Below are 22,055 nucleotides of genomic sequence, written 5' to 3' on the forward strand. Positions count from 1 at the left end.
CGGCGGAACGCCGGATCCGTTGACGTGCGCCGGTTCTCAGAACGGGTAGACGGGCAGGCTCCCCCGCAGCGTCACCCACTGCGTCTCGGTGAACGCCTCGATGTTCGCGGCCGGGCCGCCCGCGCGTGAGCCGGTGCCGGAGGCGCCCAGGCCACCGAACGGCGCCACCGCCTCGTCGTTCACCGTCTGGTCGTTGATGTGCACCAGGCCGGTCGGGATCCGCCCGGCCAGCTCCAGCCCGGCATACACGTCGTCGGTGAGAATGCCCAGCGAGAGCCCGTACTCGGACCCGGCGGCGAGCGCGGCCACCTCGTCGGCCGAGCCGAACGGGGTGACGGGGGCGACCGGGCCGAAGATCTCCTGCTGGTAGGCCGGGGCCTGCTGGGGCACCCGGCCGAGCACGGTGGGGCGGTAGAACAGGTCGTCGTAGGTGCCGCCGGTGAGCAGCGCGGCGCCGGCCGTGACGCTGGTGGTGACCAGGTCGTGCACCCGGTCGCGCTGCCCGGCGTCGATCAGCGGGCCGAGCGCGACCTGCTCCCGGTAGGGGTCGCCGACCGGCAGCTTCTCCACCCGGGCGGCCAGCGACTCGGCATAGGCGTCGGCGATCGACTCGTGCACCAGGTGCCGGCTGGTGGCCATGCAGATCTGGCCGGAGTTGAGGAAGGTGCCCCAGGCCCCGACGGCGGCGGCCTTCTCCACGTCGACGTCGGGCATGACGATGAGCGCGGAGTTGCCGCCGAGTTCCAGGTGCGCGCGCTTGAGGTGCTGCCCGGCGATCGCACCGACCGCGCGCCCGGCCCTGGTCGAGCCGGTGAACGCCACGACCCGGACCTCGGGCGCGACGATCAGGGCCTCGCCGACGTCCGCTCCCCCGGGCAGCACCTGGAACACACCCTCGGGCACACCGGCGGCCTCGAACAGCGCCGCGAACACCGCGCCGCCGCAGATCGCGGTGCGCGGGTCGGGCTTGAGCAGCACGGCGTTGCCGAGGGCGAGGGCCGGGGCGACGGCGCGGACCGCCAGGATGGTGGGCACGTTGAACGGGGCGATCACCCCGACCACGCCGACGGGCAGGCGGCGGGCGAAGCTCAGCCGGGGCTCACCGGTGCGCAGCAGCTCGCCGTAGGGGTGGCCGGGCAGGGCGGACGCCTCGTAGCACTCCTGCGCGCAGGTGTGCACCTGGAAGTCGCCGAACGGGGCGATCGCGCCGGCCTCACGTGCCAGCCAGCCCTTGATCTCGTCGGCGTTCTCCTCCAGCAAAGCCCCGGCGCGCCGCAGCACGGCCGCGCGCTGCTCGAACGACGTTGCGGCCCAGTCTTTCTGGGCGGCCGAGGCGCGGCGGGCGGCGTCGGCCACGTCACCCGGGGTGGCCCGGCCGACCGCGGCGATGACCTGGCCGGTGGCGGGCTCGACGGCGTCGTGGTGGCCGCCCGAGCCGTCGGACCAGCGGCCCGTCCAGATCTTGCCGTGCCAGGAGTTCCCGTCCAGCAGTGCCATGACGATCGCCTTTCCCGTCGCTGTCGGCCAGCAAGCAGCATAGGGCGATGCCCGCGCCGCGGCCGGGCCACTCGTCCGGCGGTCCGGCGGGCGCGGCGCTCAAGGCCGGGCCCGAACCGGTCGATCTTCCGAACCGTTCAGGACGTGGACGACGCTGACGGGGACAGGACGTGGACGGGGACACGCAGGTCGCGGAAGGACTCGGCATGAACCCGGTCAGGCCCGTCCTGGACCCGCGCCGGATCCGCGCGGTGGAGGGCACCGGGCTGCTGCACCGGCCCCCGGCGCCCGGTCTGGAACGGCTCACCCGCCTGGCGGCCCGGCTGCTGAACGCCCCGGTGGTGCTGGTGTCGCTGGTGACCGGCGACCGGCAGGTGTTCGTGAGCCAGCTCGGCCTGCCGCAGCCCTGGTCGGACGCCGGCGAGACACCGCTGACGCACTCGTTCTGCCAGCACGTGGTCGACAGCGACGCCCCGCTGGTGGTGTCGGACGCCCGTGAGAACGACCTGGTGAAAGACAATCTGGCGGTCTCGGACATCGGCGTCACCAGTTACGCGGGCATGCCGATCCGGCTGGACTCGGGCACCTACGGGGCGTTCTGCGCGATCGACGCCGAGCCGCGCGAGTGGACGCCGCAGGAGCTGGAGATCCTGGAGGACCTGGCCGCGGAGATCGCCCTGGAGCAGGCGGCCCGGGAGGCGCAGGAGTCGTCGGCCACCTTCCGGGCGATCCTCACCGCCACGAACGACGCCTACCTGTCGGTGGACGCCGACGGCGTCGTGCTGGAGTGGAACCCGGCCGCGCAGAACCTGTTCGGGTTCGACCGGGAGGTGGCGGTCGGGTCCCGGCTGGACCGGCTGATCATTCCCTCCGGGGCCCAGAACCTCTACTCCGACGCGCTCTTCCCGGTGGGTGACGACGGCCTGGGCACCGCGCAGACGGGCGAGCGGTCGGAGCTGCCGGCCATCGACCGGCACGGGCGCACCTTCCCGGTGGAGATCTCCGCACAGGTCACCCGCACCGGCGTCCGCCCGGTCTGTCACGCGTTCGTGCACGACATCAGCGCCCGCCGCGCCCACCAGGAGGAACTGCGCCGCCAGGCCGAGCTGATCGACTGCGCCCCGGCGGCGATCGTGGTGCGCGACATGGACGGCACGATCCGCAGCTGGAACCGGGGCGCCGAGGACATGTACGGCTGGCCGGCCCAGGCGGTGATCGGCCGCAACATCCACCGGCTGCTGAGTACCGGCTTCCCGAAGGGACTTCCGCAGGTCGAGAGCACCCTGCTGGACGACGGGCACTGGCAGGGCGAGCTGCACCACCGGCGGGCGGACGGCGCCCGGCTGGTCGCGCTCAGCCAGCACGTGCTGCGCTCCACCGCGGACGGCATCGGGCAGGAGGTGATCGAGACCAACACCGACATCACCGAGCGCCGGCACGCCGAGGAACGACTCAGCGCCAGCGAGAGCCAGTTCCGGGTGCAGTTCCACCAGGCCACGATCGGGCAGACGATCATCGGCCTGGACGGCCGGTTCATCCGGGTGAACGAGGCCTTCGCCCGCATGCTCGGGTACTCGCCCGACGAGATGGTGGGGCTGGTCAACGCGTCGTTCACGCACCCGGACGACCAGGGCCGGGCGGCCCGGCAGCTGGCCGGGCTGTACTCCGGGGAGTACGACTCCTACGAGCACAGCAAGCGGCTGGTGCACCGGGACGGTCACGCGGTGGACGCCCAGGTGGGGGTGCGACTGGTGCGCGACGCGGACGGGCATCCGCTGCACCTGATCGGGTTCGTGCAGGACATCAGCGCGCAACTGGTGATCCAGCGCGAGCGCGACGAGGCCCTGGCCACCCTGGGCCGGCGAAACGTCCAGCTGGAAGACACCAATCACGACCTGGAGGGCGCCAACCAGCTGAAGCTCGACCTGATGGGCATGCTGTCGCACGACATCGGCGCTCCGCTGAGCACGATCATGGGCTACGGCGAGATCCTCACCGAGCCGGAGCAGCCGGACGTGGTCACCTCGGCCGCGGCGAAGATCGTGCGGGCGGCCCAGCGTATCGACCAGCTACGGCAGAACGTGCTGGCCATGTGCAGCAGCGACACGAACAAGCTCCAGGCCCACCGCGAGGTGGTGGGCCTGCGGCGGGCGCTGATCGAGGTGGTCGAGGCGGCCGAGACGGACGTGCCGGTGACCTGCCCGGAACACGTTCAGGTGCTGGTGAATCCGCAGCATCTCCAGCAGATCGTCACCAATTTTCTGACGAACGCGGCGAAGTACGGCGGGGGCGCGACGGCCGTCACGGTCACCACCGACGCCGGGTCGGCCACGATCGGCGTGCACGACGAGGGACCCGGGGTGCCCGCGGACGTGCGGGAGCACCTGTTCGAGCGATACACCCGGGCCGCGGACGCCGGGGCGGGCGGCACCGCCGGGCACGGGCTGGGCCTGCACATCGTGGCGAGCCTGGCCGAGGCCAACGGCGGAGCCGTCGGGCACCTCGACAACCGGCCCACCGGAAGCGTGTTCACGTTGCGGCTGGAGGCTGCCTACTGAAATGGTGGACGACGATGAGCTCTTTCCAAACTCATCGTCGTCCACCATTTTACTCCGCGCTCTTGACCGAGGCGTGCGCGACGGCGTGCACCACCGCCCACGACAGGGCGGTGTCGGCCACCTCTTCCCAGCCCGGCTCGGCGCACGTCCAGTGCGAGCGGCCGGGGAACTCGTGGTACTCGGTGAGGGCCGGTGACTTGTCGTACTTCTTGGCGTTGGCCTTGTTCACCGACGCCGGCATGATGTGGTCGGCGCCGCCGGAGATGAACAGCAGCGGGGCCCGGTCGGGCTTGGCGTAGTCCACCCAGGTCTCCTGGTGGCCCGGCTTGAAGTTGGCGAAAAGACCGTACTCCCAGACGAAGTGCCCGGCCGTCGGGATGTAGTAGCGGTCGTAGACGGCGTCCGACTCCTCACGGCTCAGCGTGTTCGCGAAGGCGTAGTGGAACTCGGCGGGGGTGAACCCGGCCTCCCGCTTGCGCGTGGCCGGGTTGCGCAGGATCGGGAACAGCGAGCGGGCCTGCGACACCGGCGTCACGCGCACCCCCTCGGTGGGCGCCGAGTCGATCACCACACCGGCGCTGCCCAGCCCCTTGGCCAGCAGCAACTGGGTCAGCGTGCCGCCGAAGGAGTGGCCGATGATGATCGGCGGCTTGTCCAGGGCCTCGATCACCGCCGAATGGTGCTCGATGATGGCCGGCACCCGCTGGTTCGCGATCACCTCGGGCTTCTCACGCAGCGCCTCGACCTCGATCTCGAAGCCCGGGTACGGCGGCACGATCACCTTGTAGCCCTTGGCCTCGTAGTACGGAACCCAGTGCTCCCAGCTGCGCGGTGTCATCCAGAGCCCGTGGACGAGCACCACGGTGTCCGGGGCGAACTCTTCACTCATCGACTCAGCTCCGAAAGTCGGCCGGCGTTCCCTCTCGCCCGAGTCTGGAAGATCATCACCGGCCCGGACAATGCCCTGACCGCAGAACGTGCGAAACACCGCATTTCGTCATACCTGGGGCGCGATACCACGGATCGTCGAAGGGGACGTTCGCGGCATACTGTTCATGTGACGTTCGGACTCATCGGTGGCCCTGAGAAGCGCGACATCATCCTCGTCGGGTACAGCGACTCGTGGCCATCACGGTTCCGGCAGGAACGTGACCGGATCGTCGCCGCCCTGGGCGAAAAGGCGGTCCGGGTGGATCATGTCGGCTCCACCTCGATCCCCGGCCTGACCGCCAAGCCGATCATCGACATCGACCTGAGCGTGAGCGACGCCGACGACGAGGCGGACTATCTGCCGCAGCTCCTGGCGGCCGGCTACGAGCTGCGGGTGCGCGAGCCCGACCACCGCCTGGTGCGCACCCCCGACGGTTCCGTGCACGTCCACATCTGCTCCACCGGCAGCGAGTGGGAGCGCCGTCACCTGCTGTTCCGGGACTGGCTGCGTCGCGACGTCTCCGACCGCGACGCCTATGCCGCCCTGAAAGTTCAGCTGGCGCAGCATGACTGGCCGGACACGAACGCCTACTCCGACGCCAAGGGCGGGCTGATCGCCGTCATCACCGACCGCGCCGAGTCCTGGGCGGCCGCCACCGGCTGGACGGTCTGGCGCTCCTAGCTATGACTAGCTCAGGTCGCCGACCTTGACGTAGCTCGGGATGCTGATGCAGCCGGCCTGCTTGCCGACCTCCTCGAGGCCCTCCAGGTCGCCCGCGGCGAAGCCGTCGGGGGTGGACTTGGACAGCACCGGGTACATCAGCTCGCCCTTCTTCTTCGCGTCGCCGAGACCGGTGACGTGGCCGAGCTCGTGCAGCACCACGTTGCCCCGGGTCAGGCCGGCGCCGAAGCCCTCCGCGAGGTTCTCGATCCTGGTGGCGTCGAGCAGCACCTGACCGCGCACCGCCGCGGCGCCTTCCTCGTCGTTGTCGAACCAGCTGGTCCAGAGCACGCCGCCCCAGGCCGGGTAGTCCTCCTCCATCTGGAAGTCGGTGTCGCTCTGCGGCTTCACCACGGCCACGACGATCTCGGCCGGCTGCTGCTGGATGGTGTCTTTCTGCGGCACGAAGTCGGTGTCACCGCGGTAGCGGTAGATGATGCCGGTGGCGGCGTGCAGCTTCTTGAACGACTCCATGATGGTCCGCAGCATCTCCTTGTGCTCGGACTCGGGCAGGCCGACCAGGTTCACCCGGTAGCTGACCACGCGCTGGCAGGGGTTCCAGCGGATGTTGGACGCCTTGCCGCTGTGCAGGTCGGCCCGCATCAGTGAGTACGAGCCGGCGTCGTAGGTCTCGGTGTCGGTGCTGGTCATCAGGCCGACGTCGTTGCTGGTGATGCTGCTGACCTGGTAGGCCGACGAGTGCGTGACCTCGCTGGTCTCGTGCACCGTGGCGGCCTCGACGGCGGTGGGCACGATCTGGGGGGCGATGAGCAGGCCCGCCCCGACCAGGGCGGCGATGCCGAGCCCCGTCCACTCGATCCGCTTCTTCACCGTCATGTCGCGCCAGCGCACCGTAAGAACCCCGTCTCTCGTCGTCATCATCCGGACCTGTGTGGTCACTGTGTGTGATTCGAGAGTCGGGCATGATGCGTGACGGGGGGTACCTGCCGATCGGGTGAAGGAGTCGCGTGCCGACCCCGGCCCGTCACGGTACGTGTCACGCAGCAGGCGTTTTCACGCTCAGCTGCTGAGCCGGCCGGGTGACGGCACCGGGTCGGCCGCCCGGAGCGGCCTACCCCGCCATCGGCCCCGAACGGCCCAGCAGCCCGGGCAACTCGAGCAGGGTCTTGATCACCGGGACCTGCTGGTGCCGCACCGCCCGGACCGTCATCGGTTCGCCCCCGCATGGCCCGTCATGTCTCCGGCCCGCCCGCGGTCTCGTAGCGCCAGAACGACCGGACCGTCACCCCGATCCCGGCCACGACCACCAGACAGGCCAGTCCTCCGCCGACCCATGAGATGGTCGGCGAGGTCAGTGACGCCATGCCACCGGCCCGGGCGTCGCCGAGTCGCGGTCCGCCGGCGACCACCGTGACGAAGACGCCCTGCATGCGTCCACGCATCTCGTCGGGCGCGAAGGTCTGGAGGATGGTCTGCCGCAGCACCGCGCTGACCAGGTCGGCCGCCCCGGCCACCGCGAGCAGAGCGAACACCACCCACAGCTGCTGCCCGACGCCGGCCAGGGCCACCGCCACGCCCCAGGCCATGACAGCCAGGATCAGCGCCCGCCCCTGCCGCCGCACCCGGCCGATCCAGCCGCCCAGCAGACCGGCCACGACCGACCCGACGGCGATGGCCGCGTAGAGCGGGCCGACGTCGCCGCCGAACCGCTCCTCCGCGATCGCCGGGAACAGCGCCGTGGGCATGGCCAGCACCATGGCGCAGATGTCGACCAGGAACGACATCCACAGCATCGGGCTGCGGGCGATGAACGCCAGGCCCTCGACGACCGACCGCAGGCCGAGCGAGGTTCCGGTGCCGGACGGCGGGATCGGCGGGAGCTCGAAGCCGGCCCACAGCGCGGCGGTGAACAGCACGGCGTCGATGCCGTAGGCGTAGAGGTAGCCGTGGTGGAGGCCGAGCAGGGCACCGGCCAGCAACGGCCCGGCCACCTGGCCGATGTTGCCCATCGTGTAGTTCAGGGCGTTCGCGGCGGGAACCAGGACGGGTTCGACCAGACGCGGCACGATCGCCCCACGGGTGGACGACGAAACCGCGAAACCCCCGGCCTGCACGAAGATCAGGGCTAGGATCACCCAGGGCTTGCGCAGGCCGAGCAGGGTCTGCGCGAACAGGGCCAGCGTGACCGCCCAGGTGACGCAGGACGAGGACAGGTACAGCTTGCGCCGGTCCACCGCGTCGGCGATCGCCCCGCCGTAGAGCCCGAACGCGACCACCGGGATCAGCCCCGCCAGCCCGACCAGGCCGACGTAGAACGACGAGCCGGTGATGTCGTACATCTGGACGGCCACCGCCGTCGCCGTCAGCATCGACCCGACGAAGGCCGCACTTTGGCCGATCAGCATGCGCCGGTAGGGCAGCACCGCCAGCGGCCGGGTGTCGAGCCCGATCCGGCGCAGCAGAGCCGGTTTCGCCACCGTCCCGACCGGCCGGGTGATCTCCGCGGCGCCCGGCGGCTCACCGGCTGACCCCACGGTGCCGCCGTGCTGGATCTCATCGGTGCCGGGAGTGTCGCTCGTGGCCGTCACCGCCAGGCCGCCAGCAGAATGCGGGTGTGCTCGCGCACCAGCCGCCCGGGCATGGCCTGGCCCGTGGTGAGCACATGCGTCAGCACCGGCCCCATCACCTGCGCCACGGCCAGCGCGTTCTCCGGCATACCCGGCGCGTGCACCCGCACCCGGTCGAGCACCACGACGGTCGGCGCGGTGAGCAGGTCGGCCCGGTGCACCAGATCGGCCACCTGCGGGTCGTGCTGCGCCTCGCCGATCAGCGCGCGACAGGCCAGACCGGGTGGCTCCTCGGTCAGGAATCGCCCGAGAAGCTCCAGGTAGGAGGCAAGTTCGTGGTGCGGATCGGGGTGCGGCGCGACCACCAGCTCGTCCGTCGCGTCCTGGGTGCAGGCCTCGACCAGGATCTCGGCCTTGCCCGACCACCAGCGGTACACGGTCGGCCGGCCGACCCCGGCGCGCTCGGCGATGTTCTTCATGGTCATGGCGGCATAACCGACCTCGACGAGCAGGTCGTCGACGGCGTCCAGCACCGCCTGCCGGGCCTCTTCGCTGCGAGGACGGCCCGGTGCAGCAGAAACGTTCACGCCGCCACAATAACGTTCCACCATGTAACGAAATCAAGTCGATCACGCTCCGCCCCCCGTCTCGTCGTATTTCAGCCCTGGAGCCCCGTCACCCGCATTGTGATGTTGATACGCCCCTCCTCCAGCCCGCACCCCTGCGGAGCGGTTCCCGGGTAGACCTTCGGAATGCCGTGATAGGCCAGCCGCGACGGCCCGCCGAACACGAACAGGTCTCCCGACGCCAGGTCGATGTCTTCGTAGGGCCGGCCCCGGTTCTCGGTGTTGCCGAACCGGAATCGGCAGGTGTCACCGATCGACAGGGAGACCACCGGCGCCGACGACGCCTCGTCCTTGTCCTGGTGCATGCCCATGCGCGCCTGCGCGTCGTAGTAGTTCACCAGAGCGGTGTCGGGCGAATAGCTTTCGGCCAGATCCGGATCGACCTCGGCCAGGGCCCGCCGCCCCAGCCTCACCATCCAGTCGGGAAAGCCGAGCACCCGGTTCCCGTTCACGTCGACGGCCTCCCGGCTGTAGCGGTACGGACGCCAGTGCCAGCCCAGGCAGACCGTTTTCACGCTCATCTCGTGCCCGTTGACCACGGCACCGCGCAGCGGCACCGGCCCCTGGACCCACTCCCGGAACCGCGCCACGATCCAGGCCTGCTGCTCGAGTGTGAGCCACCCCGGCGCCCAGTACGCCCCCGGCGCCAGCTCACGGCGTGGCCGGGCGAACAGCTCGTCACCGAACAACGCGCCCGCCCCGCTCACGACGGCTCCCCGGAGCGGGACGCCTCGCGCCACGCCCGGTACCGCGCCGGAAGACAGGCACCGCACGGCCGGTAGCCGGCGGCCACCGCGACGGCCTCGGAGGCGAAGAACACCCGGTATTTCACGTAGCCACCCTTCGAGATCGCCCGCAGCGCGGCCGGGCAGTCCAGCCGCCCGTAGACCTTGTGCCGCCGGTGCCCACCCAGCAGCCCCGGCACGTCCGACCGATACGACCGGCCCTCGGCGCCCAGCAGCGTATACATCTGCCTGGTGCGCTCATCCCCCCGGCCCATCCGGCCCTCCCCCATGCAGAACCCGATCGCGCAGATCCGGGCAGACAACCGAACTGGACACACCTCACGGGCTCCAGCGATGCCCAGCACGGGCCGCACACGAAACACGCCCCGGACATCACAACCCAGACCCAGCCCTCTCCGAAGAAGGATCCGGTGACCGGCGCCGCACCGACACCGCAGACCAGCCACCCCCGTCACCAGGTAAACGCCGCCCGGCACGCAAACGTGAGGCCTCCGGCCAGATTCCTCACACCAGCAGACGCTCCCGCAGGGCGATCAGCACGTCACGTCCGATCCCCGACTCCTCCAGCAGGTACCGCTCCACCGACCCGTACCGCTCCCGCAGATCGGCCAGCACCAGCTCCATGATCCGCGCCGGAGCCCGCCCGTACCCAGGCCACAGCGACGTCCGGCCGGGGTGAGCCGCACGCCAGTCGGCCACCAGCCGCTCCGTGGCCAGTTCGGTGAGGGCGAAGTCGGCGAGCACCTCCTCGTCCGGCACCCCGAGCAGAGACAGGACCAGGGCCGCGATCAGCCCGGTCCGGTCCTTGCCCGAGGCGCAGTGGAACACCACCGGGCCCTCGTCGGTCGCGATCAGCTCGATCACCTGGCCTATCTCGGCGGCCCCGTCCTCCAGCACCTCCGCGAACCGGTCGGCCAGGTAGCGCCAGGGATCCACCGCGGGGTCGATCGTGGCCTGGTCGTAGGGACGGTGCTCGATGCTGAGATTGGCGTAGTGGAAGAGTTCCGGCGAGGGAACGCGTCCCTTCGCCTCGATCTCCCAGGGGTAGCGCAGATCGATCACGGTGGTGATGCCCAGCGCGAGGAAGCGCTCCCAGTCGGCCCCCTCCAGCTTGGCCAGGGAGTCCGAACGGTAGAGCCGCCCCCGGCCCACGGTCCGGCCGTCAAGACCCCGGTAGCCACCGAGGTCGCGGAAGTTGTGCAGCCGCCCGAACGCGGTGTGCCGAGTGCCCATGGCCAGACCCTAGGGCGTGTTGTGGAGTTCACCGCCGTAGCGAGGAGGTGCCCCGCAGTAGGCATGGGATCCCACAACACGCCCCAGGTCACCAGCTGGACTTCGTGATGCCCGGCAGCTCCCCCCGGTGGGCCATCTCACGGAAGCGCACCCGGGACAACCCGAACCGGCCCAGGTGCCCGCGCGGGCGCCCGTCCACCACGTCCCGGTTGCGCAGCCGGGTCGGCGAGGCGTTGCGCGGCAGCCGGTGCAGGGCGGCCATCGCCTCGGCCCGCTCGGCCTCGCCCACGTGCGGATTCACGCTCAGCCGCTTGAGTTCCAGCCGGCGCTCGGCGTACCGGTCCACCACCTCGCGGCGCTGAGCGTCGCGGGCGATCTTGCTCTTCTTCGCCATTACAGACGCACCCCCCGGGCCTGGATGTCGCGCACCACGGCCTCGATGCCGCGCCGGTCGACGGTCTTGATGCCGCGGGCACTGAGGGTCAGCGTGACCTGCCGGCCGAGCGAGGGCACCCAGTAGCGCTTGGTCTGGATGTTCAGGTCGAACCGGCGCTTGGTGCGCCGGTGAGAGTGCGAGATCGCGTGGCCGAAGCCGGGAACCGCCCCGGTGACCATGCAGACGCGGGACACATGTGCCTCCTGCGATCGGGAATGAATCGCCGCCAGGTTAGCTTATTGAAAACGATTCTCAATCTGCCTAAGGTGTTCCGCATGCCCGACGTCCCCGTCCTGACCGTCACCTCGATCGACCCGGTACTGCGCGACAGTGCCGTCGCCGCCCTGCTGCTCGACCTTCCGGACGCCGTGGCGGTGCGCCACGACATCACGCCGGACGGCCGTCTGCACCGCGTCGTCCATGATTGGTCCGGGGTGCTCGACAGGCACACCCAGTCACTGGATCACGGCTGTCTGTCCTGCGCCCTGCGCGCCGACCTGCTGCCGGTCCTGCGCGGCCTGATCACGCAAGACCGGCCGCCGCGACAGATCATCGTGGGCCTGCCCGTCACCAGCGAGCCACAACCGCTGGTGCACGCGATCCAGCCCGCCACCGACGGCTACGGCGCCGGCCTGGTGCCGGGTGCGCGGGTCGCCGCGGTGATCGCGACCGCCTCCACCGCAAGCCTTCTCGACGACCTGTTCGGTGACGACCTGCTCGCCGAGCGGGGCCTGGAACTCAATCCGGACGACCGCCGTTCGGTGGGCGAGTCCCTCGCCACCCAGCTGGAACACGCCGACGTCGTGCTGCTCGACGGCGTGGCCGGAACCCGCGAGAACGACCTGCTCGACCACCTGATCGGCACCGGACGGCCGAGATCCCTTGTCACGGAGGTGGACACGGCCGGTCTTCTCGCCGTCCACCGTTCGCCCGACGACCCGAGAGGCGACCTGCTGCACCTGCCCGCCACCACCGCGCCCGACACACCCCACGTCTGGTCGCTGGACCTGCACTCGCACAAGCCGTTTCACCCCGCCCGGTTGCACACCGAGCTCCAGGCACTGGGCGACGGCCCGATCCGGGCACGTGGCACCTTCTGGCTGCCGGGGCGTCCCACCGTCATCGGAATCTGGGACGGCGCGGGCGGGCAGCTGAGCATCGGTGCCGCCGGAACCTGGCCGGGTGGTGTCCGAAGCACCCGGCTGCGGGTGACAGGCATCGGCCCGCAACGGGATTCGGTCGCCCGGGCGTTCTCCCGGGCCCTGATGACGGACCGGGAGATGGAGCACGGGATCGGGAGATGGGACGGCGTCGACGACGGTTTCGGCCCCTGGCTGGGCGTCGACGACAGCGTCGAGGACGACCTCAGCGCCTGACAACCCGAGGAGAGAGACATGAAGGTACGCGCGTCACTGAAATCCCTGAAGGAAAAGCCCGGTTCGATCGTCGTACGACGCCGCGGCAAGGTCTACGTGATCAACAAGAAGAACCCCCGATGGAAAGGACGGCAGGGCTGATGAAACCCGGCATCCACCCCGAGTACCGGCCCGTGGTCTTCCGGGACCGCGGCGCCGGCACGGCGTTCCTCACCCGCTCGACGATCTCGGCGAAGGCCACGGTCGAGTGGGAGGACGGCAACGAGTACCCCGTCGTCGACGTGGACATCTCCAGCGCCAGCCATCCGTTCTGGACCGGCCGGGCGCGTAGCAACGACGTCGAGGGCCGGATCGCGCGGTTCCAGAGGCGTTACGGCACGAACTGAACGACCGGCGCCGGGAAGAGGGCTCACGGGCCCTCTTCCCATCTGCGCGCCTGGTGGGCAGTTCTCCCTGTCTGTCACAATGTGCGACCGCGCGGTGCACCGGTCGCGCGCCCACCTGACTGGGGAGAACGAACGTGTCCACCAACGAGCGGACGACGGCGGACGGCGACGACCCGCCCACGATCGAGCTCGACGAGATCGTGCCCGGGCCGTCGCGCCGCACGCCCTCCCGCGGGCCGTTCCGCAGCCATCCCACGCTCTGGGCCGTCGCGGCCGTGCTCGCCGTCGTGCTGGGCGGCGCGACCCTGATCCACTGGGTCACCCGTACCCCCGACGTCCAGGAGTCGTCGCTGTCCGGCACCGACGTCACCATCCCGTTGCCGGACGAATCAGGTTCCGCCACCGCGACCTCGATCCCTGAGACCCCCACCGCGACCGGTTCGGCCACGATCACACCGACGGACGACACGGGCCGCAAGTCCCCCGGCGCGAGCCAGGACCCCGCCTCCGCCACCTCCGGCACGAACAACGGATCCGGCGGTTCCGACGGCGGCAGCGGTTCCGGCAATGGTTCCGGCAGCGGTTCCGGCGGCGGCTCAGGAGCCGGGACCGGCCAGGGGTCCGGAACGGGTGACAGCGGAACCGACGACGGCACCACCGACGACGGCACCGACGACACCGGTGGTGACGACACCGGAACCGGCAGTGACGACACGGATTCCGGTTCCGGCGACGAGGCGGCCCCCGAGGACGAGCCCACGACGTCCGTCAGCGTCGAGGTCAGTAGCCAGGTGTCGGGCCAGGGCGCCGGCAACATCATGGACGGCGACGGCAGTACCTACTGGGAGGCGGCGAAGGGCTTCCCGCAGACCGTCACCGTCGACCTGGGCAGCACCACCACCGTCGGCCGGCTCACCCTCTCCGCCCCCGCCCCCACCAGCTCGAGCAGCCGCGCCCAGAGCCTGACCGTGCTCGGCAGCACCACCGGCGACTCGTACAGCACGCTCAAGGGCGGCTCGTCGTACCGCTTCGCCTCGGGCGGCTCGGCCACCCAGGTCAGCATCAGCTTCTCCCAGGTCTCCACCCGCTACCTGCGGCTGCGGTTCACCGGCGGCAGCGGGTACTCGGCAGCCCAGCTGGCCGAGCTGGGGGTCTACTCGTCCTGAGGTGAACGGGCGACCATGATCCGCCGACGACAGGAGCACCGGTGTCCGACGAGATCTTCGCGAACCCACGACTGGCGCGCGTCTACGACGCCTTCGACGACAATCGCGAGGACCTCGACGCGTACCTGCGCCTGGCCGACGACCTCGGGGCCCTCCACGTGGTCGATGTCGGCTGCGGCACCGGCACGTTGGCGATCATGCTGGCGGCGCGCGGGCGCACGGTGACGGGTATTGATCCGGCCACGGCCTCGCTGGACGTCGCGCGGCGCAAACCGGGTGCGGAAGCCGTGAACTGGATCCGTGGCGATGCCCAGGACCTCGACCTGACCGGCGTGGACCTGATCACGATGACCGGGAACATGGTTCAGGCCATCACGGATCCGGATGGCTGGGACGCCGCCCTGAACGCGTGCAGCCACGCCCTCCGGCCAGGGGGACATCTGGTCTTCGAATCGCGGAACCCAGCGTTCCGGGCCTGGGAGGGCTGGACCGCCGACCGGACCCGCCTCACCCGTGACATCGACGGGATCGGCCTGGTGGAACAGTGGTTTCAGCTGATCGACGTGGACTGGCCCCTGGTGACGTTTCGTGGCACCTGGCGATTCCATGACGACGGTGCCGTGCTGACCTCGATGTCGACACTGCGGTTCCGGGAACGCGGCGAACTCGAGAGCGCCGTGACCAGCCACGGGCTGGAGGTCGTCGACGTGCGGGAGGCGCCGGACCGGCCCGGGCGTGAGTTCGTCGTCATCGCGCGGCGCCCCTGAGGCAGCACGGGTGAGCTCTCTGCTTTTGACACCACCCTGGGCTCCTGGGTGGTGTCAAAAATAAATCCGCCGCCCCCTATCCCCGCCGCCGCGACCGGTCCCGGCGCAACAGCCCGGGCTGGAACTCGTCTGGGGCGGTCCTGTCGTCTCCACCGCCGGAACCGGAGGTCATCCACCCCAGCCGCCCACCGGCGTCCTCAAGCAGCTCAGCCCGCGGCGAAGACGCCACCACCGCCGCGGCCACCGCCGTGGTCAGCGGGATCGCCAGGATCAGCCCGATCGCCCCGACCAGCGTCCGCACGATCTCCTCGGCGATCTGCCCGCCGGTCAGCACCCGGGTCAGGGGCTGGTGGTACAGGTCGATGAGGATGAGTGTCGGCAGGGCGGCGCCGGCGTAGGCGAACGCGATCGTGTACACGGTCGACGCGAGATGGTCACGGCCCACCCGCATTCCGCTCACGAACAGCTGCCGGAAGCCCAGCTCCGGCGCGTGCGCCCGCACCTCCCAGACCGCGGAGGCCTGGGTGATCGTGACGTCGTTCAGCACGCCCAAGCCTGCCACGATGATCCCGCAGAGGATCACCCCGGACAGGTCTGAGCTCCCGGTCAGCTGGGCCAGCGTGTAGTTCTCCTCCGAGCTCAGGCCGTTGAGATGCCCTGCGGTGGAGGCCCAGTCGGCCAGCAGCGCGGTCAGGGCCAGGCCGGAGACCGTTCCCAGCAGCGCGGCCGTCGTCTTCGCCGAGACGCCGTGGGCCAGGTAGAGCACCACCGTCATCACCGCGATCGAGCCGGCCAGGGCCACCAGCACCGGGTTCTCGCCGAGTCGCAGCGCGGGCAGCATGAATTTGAGGACGGCGAGGTAGCTCAGGCCCAGCCCGATCATGGCGGCCAGCCCCCGCAACCGGCCGACCGCCACCACCAGCACGGCGAAACCGATCGCCAGCACCGTCAGCGGAAAGCCCCGGGAGAAGTCGATCCAGGCGTACACCGTGCCGTCGGCCAGCGCGCCGGGGTCGGCCCCGGCCGCCGTCGAGCCGTCCAGCGTCTCGGCCGGGTATCGCGCCACCTGGATGCTGTCACCGGGCCCGATCCCCGCCCGGTACACCTGCGCCGGCACCTGCACCGTGACCGAGGCCCCCTGGTCCGGGCCCGAGCCGACCGTCGCCGTCACCGAGGCGCAGGTGGTGGTCTCCGGGATCGTCCCGTCGGCCTGCCGGTCGCTGGACGTGCCGGCGCACTGCGTGGCCGAGGCCGCCGTCACCGTGGCCGGGTAGGCGTCCTCCGCCTCCTCCCCCTGCGCCGACACCTGCCGGGCCACCGTCGGCGTGCCGCTCGGCCACAGCATCACCAGCCCGGCGACCGTGGCGGCCAGCAGCGGAACCAGCACGGCCAGCAGCCAGGTCAGCGCGCGGCGGCCGATCCGGAAGTCGTCGCCCCCCGCACCGTGGGAGTGATGGGAGCCCATGGGGCGAACCTAGGGACAAGCCTTCTCGGTGTCCAACGGTCGCCCGTGCCGGTCGGACGGGACGCTCCCGGCCACGATGACCGTTCGTCGCCAGATCTGTCCCCGGCGTCGCTTTCGCACCAGGTTTACCGCTAACTTCCTTTACCGGTAAACCTGCCGAAAGCGCAGGCCAGGCATCGGAGTGGATGCGTCCGGCCCCGTGTCCACTCCTCCAACGAGGAGGTTGTGCCTTGCGACAGCGACGGATCGTCACCGGGGGCGCGCTCGCGCTCGCGGCGGCCCTTCTGGTGAGCGCGTGCGGCGGCGGCAGCGATTCCGCCGACAGCGCCGAGGAGATCAACACGTCCCCCACGGGCGACGGGCAGACGCTGACCGTCTGGACCTACGAGGACGAGACCAGCGCCATGGGCATCGCCTGGAAGAAGGCGATGGAGCAGTTCACCGAGGAGACCGGTGCCCAGGTCGACTTCCAGCTGAAGAGCTTCGAGCAGATCAACGCCTCGGCCAGCCAGGTGCTCAACTCCGACAGCGCGCCCGACATCCTGGAGTACAACAAGGGCAACGCCACCTCAGGCCTGCTCTCCAGCCAGGGACTGCTGACCGACCTGACGCCGGCGGTGGAGGCGTACGGCTGGGCCGACAAGCTCTCCGAGTCGCTCCAGACCACGGCCAGGTACAGCGAGGACGGCGTGATGGGGTCCGGGAACTACTACGGCATCCCGAACTACGGCGAGTACGTTCAGGTCTACTACAACAAGGACCTTTTCGAGAAGTACGGCCTCGAGGTGCCGACCACCCTCGACGAGTTCACCGCCGTGCTCCAGAAGTTCAAGGACGAGGGCATCACGCCGCTCGCCGAGTCCGCGCAGGAGTACCCGCTCGGGCAGCTGCTGTACCAGCTGGCCCTGCTGGACGCCGACCGGCAGTGGGTCACCGACTACCAGACCTACACCGCCCCGGCCGATTTCCACGACGCGAGCTGGACCCGGGCCGCGAACACCCTGAAGGAATGGGTGGACAAGGGCTTCATCTCGAAGAACTCGACCGGCCAGAAGGCCCAGGACGCCGGTGACGCGTTCACCGCCGGCACCAACCCGATCTTCTTCTCCGGCAGCTGGTGGTACGGAAGCTTCACCACCGACGCCAAGTTCGACTGGGGCACGTTCCTGTTCCCGGGCGCGAAGCTGTCGCCGGGCTCGTCGGGCAACCTCTGGGTGGTGCCGGAGAACTCCGACGCCAAGGACCTCGCCTACAAGTTCATCGACATCACCATGTCGCCCGAGATCCAGAACCTGATGGGCAACAGCGGCGGCATCCCGGTGGCCGCCGACGAGAGCGCGATCACCGACGAGAAGTCCAAGGAACTGATCAAGAACTTCACCACCCTGACCGGTCAGGACGGCCTGGCGTTCTACCCGGACTGGCCCACGCCGACCTTCTACGGCGAGATCAACGCCGCGCTCCAGGAACTGGTGAACGGCACCAAGTCCGTCGACGAGGTGCTGACCCAGCTCCAGACCGACTACGACAAGGGCGTCAAGGAGATCACCGGGTGATCAAGGGCCAGGGCCGGGCGGGGTACTGGCTGTACCTCGTCCCCGGCGCGATCCTGCTCACGGTCATCATCATCGTGCCGCTGGGCTGGAACGTGTACCTCAGTTTCACGAAGTACCGGGGCATCAAGCCCCCGGAGTGGAACGGGCTGGAGAACTGGAAGGAACTGTTCCACGACGCCGAGTTCTGGGCGTCGTTCCAGCACAGCATCGTCATGGTGGTGGCCATGGTGGTGCTGCCCACGGTGTTCGGGCTGATCCTCGCCTCGCTGCTGTTCGATCTGGTCGGCCGCCGTTTCGACGGGAAGATCGCGGGCCTGCTGCGCGCGGTCTACTACCTGCCGCAGATCCTCCCGATCGCGATCGCCGCGATCGTGGTCGGGTGGATCCTGCGGCCCGAGGACGGCGCGCTGAACGACCTGCTCGACGCCGTCGGCCTGGGCGGCCTCCAGCACAACTGGCTGGGAAGCCCCGACACGGCGCTGCTCTCGATCGGCGCGGTGATGGTCTGGATCCAGATCGGTTATCCGGTGGTGGTCTTCATGTCGGCGCTGCAACGCATCGACCCGCAGCTGTACGAGGCGGCGGAGCTCGACGGCGCCAACTGGTTCCAGCGGTTCCGGGCGATCACCCTGGCCGGCATCCGGCCGGAGATCTTCGTGGTGGTGCTGACCTGCACGGTGGCGGCGCTCAAGGTGTTCGGTCCGGTGTACGCCCTGACCAGGGGTGGGCCCGGCACCTCCACCACGGTGCCGAGCTACTACAGCTACACCGAGTTCTTCACCGCCCAGCGGGTGGGCTACGGCGCCACCATCGCGACCGCTCTCACCGTGGTCGTGCTGGCCGTCGCGATCTTCTTCGTGCGGGCCCAGTTCCGCCTGGTCGACGAGGAGGCACGATGACCGCACAACTGATGGACGACGAGAAGACCACGGAAACCCGCGCACCGCAGAACAGACGGCGGCGCCGGACCGGGCTGGAGTGGCTCGCCCTGGCAATCACGGTGCTGGTGGCCGTGGTGATGATCGCGCCGCTGCTGCTGGTCGTGCTGAACGCGGTGAAGTCGCCCGCCGACTTCTCCGCGCACGGCCCGCTGGGCCTGCCCACCGAGATCTACCTCGACGGCATCAAGACCTTCTGGAATGCCGTCGACTTCCCCCGCAAGGTCTGGAACAGCCTGCTGATCTCCAGCGCGGTGGCGGTGCTCGGGGTGCTGGTCTCGGTGCTGAACGCCTACGCGCTGGGTATCGGGCGGGTCAAGGGCCGGATGTGGGTGCTGGTGGCGTTCCTGCTGGCCACGATCGTGCCGCAGGAGGCGCTGCTCTACCCGCTCTACATCATGTTCAAGAACGTCGGCCTCTACGACACGATCTGGTCGGTCGTGGTGGTGTTCATCGTGATCCACGGGGCGTTCGGAACCTACCTGCTGGCCAGTGTTTTCGGCGCCTTCCCGAAGGAGCTGCTGGAGGCCGCGGCCCTGGACGGGGCCAGCCGCCGGCAGATCCTCTGGAAGGTCGTGGTGCCGGTCTGCCGGCCCACCCTGGCCGTGCTGGCCGTGTTCTTCTTCATCTGGACCTGGAACGAGTTCCTCATCCCGCTGTCCTTCCTGGTCAGCGCCGACAACCAGACCGTCCAGGTGGGCATCGCGACCCTCCAGGGCGAGCGGATCATGAACGTGACCACGATCAGCGCCTCGGCCCTGCTCGGCATCGCGCCCACGCTCCTGTTCTTCCTCGTCTTCCAGCGCACCCTGACCCGCGGGATCACCGCGGGGGCGATCAAGTAAAGGCGGAGTCGATGAAATTCACCGATGGCTTCTGGCTGCCCCGCAAGGGCGTCGAGCCCACCTACGCCCGTGAGGTGTACGACGTCGAGGCCCGGCAGGACCGCCTGATCGTCACCGCCGCCACCCGGGTGGTGAACCACCGGGGCGACACGCTCAACGCCGCCGTGCTCACCCTCACGCTCGACGCCCCGGCCCCCGAGGTGATCCGGGTGCGGGTGGCCCACCACACCGGGGGCCGGGAGCCGGAGCGGTTCGAGCTCACCACCAAGGAGGAGGAGGCCGAGGCCACGTACGACGGCACCACCGCGGTGTTGCGCTCGGGCTCGCTGGAGGCCCGGCTGGAACGCGGCACGCCGTGGAACCTGGCCTTCTGGCAGAACGGGAAACGCCTGACCGGCAGCGGTCATCGCTCCCTCGGCCTGATGCGGACGGCCTGGGGCACGTTCGTGCACGAGCAGCTCGAGCTCGGCGTCGGCGAGGTGGTCTACGGTCTCGGCGAGCGCTTCGGCCCCCTGGCGAAGAACGGCCAGAGCGTGGAGATCTGGAACGAGGACGGCGGGACGTCGAGCGAGCAGGCGTACAAGAACATCCCGTTCTACCTGACCAGCCGCGGCTACGGCGTGCTGGTGAACGAGCCCGGCCGGGTCTCGTTCGAGGTCGGCTCGGAAGCGGTCGAGCGGGTGCAGTTCTCGGTGGCCGGCGAGTCGCTGGAGTACCTGGTGATCGCCGGGCCGGAGCCGAAGACCGTGCTGGACCGTTACACCGCGCTGACCGGGCGGCCGGCCCAGGTGCCGGACTGGAGCTACGGCACCTGGCTGTCGACGAGCTTCACCACCGACTACAGCGAGGAGACGGTCAGCCACTTCGTCGACGGCATGGCCGAGCGCGGGATCCCGCTCAGCGTGTTCCATTTCGACTGCTTCTGGATGCGCGAGTTCAGCTGGTGCGACTTCACCTGGGACCCGCGGGTGTTCCCCGACCCGGTGGGCATGCTGAAGCGGCTGCACGACAAGGACATCCGGGTGTGTGTCTGGATCAACCCGTACATCGGGCAGCGCTCGGTGCTGTTCGACGAGGCGTCCGCGGCGGGCTACCTGCTGAAGCGGGCGGACGGCAGCACGTTCCAGACCGACCAGTGGCAGGCCGGTATGGGCCTGGTGGACTTCACCAACCCGGAAGCGGTGGCCTGGTACCAGGGGCACCTGCGGCGGCTGATGGCCGAGGGGGTGGACGCCTTCAAGACCGACTTCGGCGAGCGGGTGCCCACCGACGTGGTCCACCACTCCGGCGCCGATCCGGAGCGGATGCACAACCTGTACACCCAGTTCTACAACCGGGCCGTGTTCGACGTGATCAAGGAGGTCAGGGGCGAGGACCAGGCCGTGGTGTTCGCCCGGTCGGCCACGGCCGGCGGGCAGCAGTTCCCGGTGCACTGGGGCGGCGACAACACCGCGTCGTACATCTCGATGGCCGAGACCCTGCGCGGGGGGCTGAGTCTCGGGTTCTCCGGGTTCGGGTTCTGGAGCCACGACATCGGCGGGTTCGAGGGTTCGCCCGACGTGGACCTGTTCAAGCGGTGGACGGCGTTCGGCATGCTGTCGAGCCACAGCCGGTTCCACGGCAGCAGCTCGTACCGGGTGCCGTGGCTGGTCGACCCGGACGAGGGGCCGCTCGGCGCGGTCGCGGTGGCGCGGAAGTTCGGGCGGCTGAAGGCCCGGCTGGCGCCGTACCTGCTGGCGGCCGGCCGGCAGGCGCACGAACACGGGACGCCGGTGATGCGGCCGATGATCCTGGAGTTCCCGCACGACCCGGCGGTGCCCTACCTCGACCGGCAGTACATGCTGGGCGCGGATCTGCTGGTGGCGCCGGTGTTCTCGGCCGAGGGCGAGGTGGAGTTCTACCTGCCCGAGGGATCGTGGGCGAACCTGCTGACCGGCGAGAGCGTCGAGGGAGGACGCTGGCTGCGCGAGACGCACGCGGTGGACTCGCTGCCGGTGCTGGTGCGCCCGGGGGCCGTGCTGCCGCTCGGCGCGAATCAGGAACGGCCGGACTCCGATCACCTCGCCGGGCTGACGCTGCTGGTCAACCCGGGTGCGGCGGACGACTGGGAACGGCAGGTGGATATCGTCGACGGCCATGGGACGACGGTCGTCTTCACGGTGCGCAGGGAGGGCGGCGAGGTGGTCGCGACCTCCGGCGTGGCCGACGGCTGGGGGATCTCCCGGCCCGGTGGCGAGCGGGTGGCGGCCGAGGGCGGCCGGGCCGTGCTGCGGTGAGATCG

22 protein-coding genes are annotated in these 22,055 nt (G+C 70.0%); 11 read left to right on the forward strand and 11 right to left on the reverse strand.

Translation table 11 applies throughout. The features are described from left to right. Positions 1–36 precede the first annotated feature (36 nt). Positions 37–1,497 carry a benzaldehyde dehydrogenase gene (locus KIH74_RS08735; RefSeq protein ID WP_214155303.1) on the reverse strand — a complete coding sequence of 487 codons (1,461 nt, stop codon included), beginning with the start codon at positions 1,495–1,497 and terminating at the stop codon, positions 37–39. A gap of 206 nt (positions 1,498–1,703) precedes the next feature. On the opposite strand from KIH74_RS08735, the gene KIH74_RS08740 reads away from it, so the two are divergent. Beyond that, positions 1,704–4,055, forward strand: a complete 2,352-nt coding sequence (locus tag KIH74_RS08740; protein ID WP_214155304.1) for a sensor histidine kinase — start codon at positions 1,704–1,706, stop codon at positions 4,053–4,055. A 49-nt stretch (positions 4,056–4,104) separates the two neighbouring features. Here the strand turns inward: KIH74_RS08740 and KIH74_RS08745 are convergent, their stop codons facing one another. Further along, positions 4,105–4,944: an alpha/beta hydrolase gene (locus tag KIH74_RS08745; protein ID WP_214155305.1), complete on the reverse strand. Its 840-nt coding sequence runs from the start codon at positions 4,942–4,944 to the stop codon at positions 4,105–4,107. A gap of 168 nt (positions 4,945–5,112) precedes the next feature. Between KIH74_RS08745 and KIH74_RS08750 the strand changes: the two genes are divergently transcribed. Further along, a complete protein-coding gene (locus KIH74_RS08750) occupies positions 5,113–5,667 on the forward strand; it encodes a GrpB family protein (protein WP_214155306.1) in 555 nt (184 codons plus the stop codon). 6 nt (positions 5,668–5,673) lie between these two features. Here KIH74_RS08750 and KIH74_RS08755 read toward each other — a convergent pair whose 3' ends face one another. The 8 genes from KIH74_RS08755 to rpmB form a co-directional block, all read right to left on the reverse strand. Then, positions 5,674–6,588, reverse strand: a complete 915-nt coding sequence (locus KIH74_RS08755; protein ID WP_214155307.1) for a matrixin family metalloprotease — start codon at positions 6,586–6,588, stop codon at positions 5,674–5,676. Between the two features lie 311 nt (positions 6,589–6,899). Next, positions 6,900–8,255 carry an MFS transporter gene (locus tag KIH74_RS08760; protein ID WP_214155308.1) on the reverse strand — a complete coding sequence of 452 codons (1,356 nt, stop codon included), beginning with the start codon at positions 8,253–8,255 and terminating at the stop codon, positions 6,900–6,902. Then, complete coding sequence (locus KIH74_RS08765; protein WP_214155309.1) at positions 8,252–8,821, reverse strand: TetR/AcrR family transcriptional regulator; 570 nt, start codon at positions 8,819–8,821, stop codon at positions 8,252–8,254. The genes KIH74_RS08760 and KIH74_RS08765 overlap by 4 nt, the downstream gene beginning before the upstream one ends. A 71-nt stretch (positions 8,822–8,892) precedes the next feature. Further along, complete coding sequence (locus KIH74_RS08770; protein WP_214155310.1) at positions 8,893–9,567, reverse strand: alpha-ketoglutarate-dependent dioxygenase AlkB family protein; 675 nt, start codon at positions 9,565–9,567, stop codon at positions 8,893–8,895. Beyond that, on the reverse strand, positions 9,564–9,860 hold the full coding sequence (locus tag KIH74_RS08775) for an Ada metal-binding domain-containing protein (protein WP_214155311.1): 297 nt from the start codon (positions 9,858–9,860) through the stop codon (positions 9,564–9,566). Before KIH74_RS08775 ends, KIH74_RS08770 begins: the two co-directional genes overlap by 4 nt. Positions 9,861–10,110: 250 nt before the next feature. Beyond that, entirely contained in the window at positions 10,111–10,839 is a 729-nt protein-coding gene (locus KIH74_RS08780) for a tyrosine-protein phosphatase (protein ID WP_214155312.1), read from the reverse strand. A gap of 88 nt (positions 10,840–10,927) precedes the next feature. Continuing rightward, a complete protein-coding gene (gene rpsN, locus KIH74_RS08785; RefSeq protein WP_214155313.1) occupies positions 10,928–11,233 on the reverse strand; it encodes a 30S ribosomal protein S14 in 306 nt (101 codons plus the stop codon). Continuing rightward, positions 11,233–11,454, reverse strand: a complete 222-nt coding sequence (gene rpmB / locus KIH74_RS08790; protein WP_246572102.1) for a 50S ribosomal protein L28 — start codon at positions 11,452–11,454, stop codon at positions 11,233–11,235. The genes rpsN and rpmB overlap by 1 nt, the downstream gene beginning before the upstream one ends. Positions 11,455–11,550: 96 nt before the next feature. On the opposite strand from rpmB, the gene KIH74_RS08795 reads away from it, so the two are divergent. The 5 genes from KIH74_RS08795 to KIH74_RS08815 all read left to right on the forward strand — a co-directional run bounded on the left by KIH74_RS08795 (position 11,551) and on the right by KIH74_RS08815 (position 14,970). Beyond that, entirely contained in the window at positions 11,551–12,651 is a 1,101-nt protein-coding gene (locus tag KIH74_RS08795) for a GTP-binding protein (protein ID WP_214155315.1), read from the forward strand. An 18-nt stretch (positions 12,652–12,669) separates the two neighbouring features. Beyond that, positions 12,670–12,792 carry a type B 50S ribosomal protein L36 gene (gene ykgO, locus KIH74_RS08800; RefSeq protein WP_214155316.1) on the forward strand — a complete coding sequence of 41 codons (123 nt, stop codon included), beginning with the start codon at positions 12,670–12,672 and terminating at the stop codon, positions 12,790–12,792. Continuing rightward, complete coding sequence (locus KIH74_RS08805; protein WP_214155574.1) at positions 12,792–13,037, forward strand: type B 50S ribosomal protein L31; 246 nt, start codon at positions 12,792–12,794, stop codon at positions 13,035–13,037. The genes ykgO and KIH74_RS08805 overlap by 1 nt, the downstream gene beginning before the upstream one ends. Positions 13,038–13,171: 134 nt before the next feature. Further along, entirely contained in the window at positions 13,172–14,203 is a 1,032-nt protein-coding gene (locus KIH74_RS37580) for a discoidin domain-containing protein (protein ID WP_214155317.1), read from the forward strand. A 41-nt stretch (positions 14,204–14,244) separates the two neighbouring features. After that, positions 14,245–14,970: a class I SAM-dependent methyltransferase gene (locus KIH74_RS08815; RefSeq protein ID WP_214155318.1), complete on the forward strand. Its 726-nt coding sequence runs from the start codon at positions 14,245–14,247 to the stop codon at positions 14,968–14,970. Positions 14,971–15,046: 76 nt separating this feature from the next. Here the strand turns inward: KIH74_RS08815 and KIH74_RS08820 are convergent, their stop codons facing one another. Further along, positions 15,047–16,435 carry a YibE/F family protein gene (locus tag KIH74_RS08820; RefSeq protein WP_214155319.1) on the reverse strand — a complete coding sequence of 463 codons (1,389 nt, stop codon included), beginning with the start codon at positions 16,433–16,435 and terminating at the stop codon, positions 15,047–15,049. A 230-nt stretch (positions 16,436–16,665) separates the two neighbouring features. Between KIH74_RS08820 and KIH74_RS08825 the strand changes: the two genes are divergently transcribed. From KIH74_RS08825 to yicI, 4 genes are read left to right on the forward strand one after another with little or no spacing between them, the layout of a single operon-like run. Further along, entirely contained in the window at positions 16,666–17,991 is a 1,326-nt protein-coding gene (locus tag KIH74_RS08825) for an ABC transporter substrate-binding protein (protein WP_214155320.1), read from the forward strand. Next, complete coding sequence (locus KIH74_RS08830; protein ID WP_214155321.1) at positions 17,988–18,890, forward strand: carbohydrate ABC transporter permease; 903 nt, start codon at positions 17,988–17,990, stop codon at positions 18,888–18,890. The genes KIH74_RS08825 and KIH74_RS08830 overlap by 4 nt, the downstream gene beginning before the upstream one ends. Then, positions 18,887–19,774 carry a carbohydrate ABC transporter permease gene (locus KIH74_RS08835; protein ID WP_214155322.1) on the forward strand — a complete coding sequence of 296 codons (888 nt, stop codon included), beginning with the start codon at positions 18,887–18,889 and terminating at the stop codon, positions 19,772–19,774. The genes KIH74_RS08830 and KIH74_RS08835 overlap by 4 nt, the downstream gene beginning before the upstream one ends. A gap of 11 nt (positions 19,775–19,785) precedes the next feature. After that, complete coding sequence (gene yicI, locus KIH74_RS08840; RefSeq protein WP_214155323.1) at positions 19,786–22,050, forward strand: alpha-xylosidase; 2,265 nt, start codon at positions 19,786–19,788, stop codon at positions 22,048–22,050. Positions 22,051–22,055 lie beyond the last annotated feature (5 nt).

Origin of the sequence: Kineosporia corallincola, assembly GCF_018499875.1 — a bacterium.
Lineage (GTDB): Bacteria > Actinomycetota > Actinomycetes > Actinomycetales > Kineosporiaceae > Kineosporia > Kineosporia corallincola.